Origin of the sequence: Hymenobacter translucens, assembly GCF_020685205.1 — a bacterium.
In the GTDB taxonomy this organism is placed as follows: domain Bacteria; phylum Bacteroidota; class Bacteroidia; order Cytophagales; family Hymenobacteraceae; genus Hymenobacter; species Hymenobacter translucens.
The window spans coordinates 1-3,282 of record NZ_JAJERB010000019.1 but is presented as its reverse complement, the minus strand read 5'-3'; the positions used below and the strand labels follow the sequence as shown (position 1 = coordinate 3,282).

Below are 3,282 nucleotides of genomic sequence, written 5' to 3'. Positions count from 1 at the left end.
GGGGCGGGGCCAGCGGGGGGCTGTAAACGCAGACGAGCCGGCTGCCGCATCTCACCCGAAGGGAAACGCTGGCAGCCGGCTCGGCTGAAGTAAGGTTGGCGGCGACCTACTCTCCCACCGTTGAAGGCAGTACCATGGGCGCTACGGGGCTTAACTGCTCTGTTCGGAATGGGAAGAGGTGAACACCCGTGCTAAAGCCACCATTACTGGTTGGCTATGCTCGTTGCATAGTCGAAAATCGTTGACGCAGTGAAAACGGGTAAGAAGAAGTGCTTAAGAGCGGGTACTTAGAAGCGTTCGAGTCATTAGTACTCCTCGGCTGTGCCATTTCTGACGTTACACCTGGAGCCTATCAACGTGGTCATCTACCACGACTCTTAGTATGGGAAATCTCATCTTGAGGTGAGTTTCGCACTTAGATGCTTTCAGCGCTTATCTCATCCCAGCGTCGCTACCCGGCGCTGCAGCTGGCGCCACAACCGGTGCACGAGCGGCTGGTCCATCCCGGTCCTCTCGTACTAAGGACAGGTCCTCTCAAATTTCCAACGCCCACAACAGATAGGGACCGAACTGTCTCACGACGTTCTGAACCCAGCTCGCGTGCCACTTTAATCGGCGAACAGCCGAACCCTTGGGACCTTCTCCAGCCCCAGGACGTGACGAGCCGACATCGAGGTGCCAAACCTCCCCGTCGATATGAGCTCTTGGGGGAGATCAGCCTGTTATCCCCGGCGTACCTTTTATCCTTTGAGCGATGGCCCTTCCATGCGGAACCACCGGATCACTATATCCGTCTTTCGACCCTGCTCGGCTTGTCGGCCTCACAGTCAAGCCCGCTTCTGCTATTGCGCTCTGCGTACGGTTACCAAGCGTACTGAGCGGACCTTTGAAAGCCTCCGATACTTTTTTGGAGGCGACCACCCCAGTCAAACTACCCAGCAGACACTGTTTCCCTTTCGAGATTAGGTGCCAAACAACACAAGGGTGGTATTTCAACGTTGGCTCCCCAACGGCTGGCGCCGCTGGCTCATAGCCTCCCACCTATCCTACACATGTGTTGTCCAGCATCAATGTCAACCTATAGTAAAGGTGCACGGGGTCTTTCCGTCCCGTTGCGGGTACTCGGCATCTTCACCGAGACTACAATTTCACCGAGCTCACGGCTGAGACAGCGCCCAAATCGTTACACCATTCGTGCAGGTCGGAACTTACCCGACAAGGAATTTCGCTACCTTAGGACCGTTATAGTTACGGCCGCCGTTTACCGGGGCTTCGATTCAAACCTTCGCCTTGCGACTAAGTTCCCCTCTTAACCTTCCGGCACCGGGCAGGTGTCAGACCTTATACTTCCTCTTGCGAGTTCGCAAAGTCATGTGTTTTTGTTAAACAGTCGCTTGGGCCTTTTCACTGCGGCTTCTGGCATTGCTGCCAGGAAGCGTCCCTTCTCCCGAAGTTACAGGACCATTTTGCCGAGTTCCTTGGCCGTGATTCACTCGAGCACCTCAGGATTCTCTCCTTGACTACCTGTGTCGGTTTGCGGTACGGGTTACAAAAGAATTAAAACGCTTAGCAGGTTTTCTTGGAAGTCTGATTAGGTACACTATCCCGTTGGCCGAAGCCGCCAGGTACTATCATGTTTCAGCAAACAGGGCGTACTTAACTACCCCGCCTATACCTACGCACTTCAACGGGCACTTCCGTCCGCCCGCGGTACTTTCACTACTCCGTCACTGCATCACTCTCTTTTGTAAGTGCTGGAATATCAACCAGCTGTCCATCGACGTAGCCTCTCGGCGTAGCCTTAGGTCCCGACTAACCCTGATCCGATTAGCGTTGATCAGGAAACCTTAGTCTATCGGTGGGCGGGTTTCTCACCCGCCTTATCGTTACTCATGCCTACATTTGCTTTTCCAGCCGCTCCACCGTCCCTTACGAGACGACTTCACCGCTGCTGGAATGCTCCCCTACCACTTGCACATAGTGCAAATCCATCGCTTCGGTACCGGACTTGATGCCCGCGTATTATCGATGCCCTGTCGCTCGACCAGTGAGCTGTTACGCACTCTTTAAATGAATGGCTGCTTCCAAGCCAACATCCTGGCTGTCAAAGCAACTGGACCTCCTTTGTTCAACTTAGTCCGAATTTAGGGACCTTAGCGGATGGTCTGGGTTCTTTCCCTCTCGGCATGGGACCTTAGCACCCCACGCCTCACTGCCGGTTATATTACTAGGCATTCGGAGTTCATCAGGATTCGGTAGGCTATGACACCCCCTAGTCCTATTGGTAGCTCTACCTCCTAGTAACTCTACACCGACGCTGTACCTAAATACATTTCGGGGAGTACGAGCTATTTCTCAGTTTGATTGGCCTTTCACCCCTACCCTCAAGTCATCCAAATCCTTTTCAACGGAAACTGGTTCGGTCCTCCAGTGCGTGTTACCGCACCTTCAACCTGCTCAAGGGTAGATCACAAAGTTTCGCGTCTACCCCCCCTGACTGCACGCCCTATTCAGACTCGCTTTCGCTGCGGCTCCATGTGTCAACACATTTAACCTTGCCAGGGAGGAGTAACTCGTAGGCTCATTATGCAAAAGGCACGCCGTCACCCCACAAAAGGGCTCCGACCGCTTGTAAGCACACGGTTTCAGGTTCTTTTCACTCCGTTATTCACGGTTCTTTTCACCTTTCCCTCACGGTACTGGTTCACTATCGGTCTCTCAGGAGTATGTAGCCTTAGCGGATGGTGCCGCTGGATTCAAACGGGATTTCTCCGGTCCCGCTCTACTCAGGAATCCTCTACCGTCTAATACACATTCGCTTACGGGACTCTCACCCCCTATGGTCGACTTTCCCAAGTCGTTCAGCTACAGTATTAGAATCAGATGTTGAGGTCCTACAACCCCACGGTGGCCGTAACCACCCTGGTTTGGGCTTGTCCCCGTTCGCTCGCCACTACTTGGGGAATCATTGTTATTTTCTTTTCCTCCGGGTACTTAGATGTTTCAGTTCCCCGGGTTTGCCCCTTATCCCATACGGGAAAGGTCTCTAGTCTTCAACTAGAGGGGTTGCCCCATTCGGATACCTGCGGATCACCTCGTATGTGCCAATCCCCGCAGCTTTTCGCAGCTTATCACGTCCTTCATCGCCTCTGAGAGCCTAGGCATCCCCCGTGTGCCCTTCTTTACTTCTATGTCTCTTGAAATAAATCTCAAGAGGGCTCGGTTGGATATACACTAGGTATATCAACTCTTCTTCTTACTCGTTTCACTACGTCAAAGAAC

General features: G+C 53.1%; 2 rRNA genes. Both read right to left on the bottom strand.

Annotated elements, in window-relative coordinates:
* Positions 1–93 precede the first annotated feature (93 nt).
* Positions 94–205 (bottom strand): 5S ribosomal RNA (rrf, locus tag LJY25_RS21090).
* Positions 206–285: 80 nt separating this feature from the next.
* Positions 286–3,192, bottom strand: a 23S ribosomal RNA gene (locus LJY25_RS21085).
* Positions 3,193–3,282 lie beyond the last annotated feature (90 nt).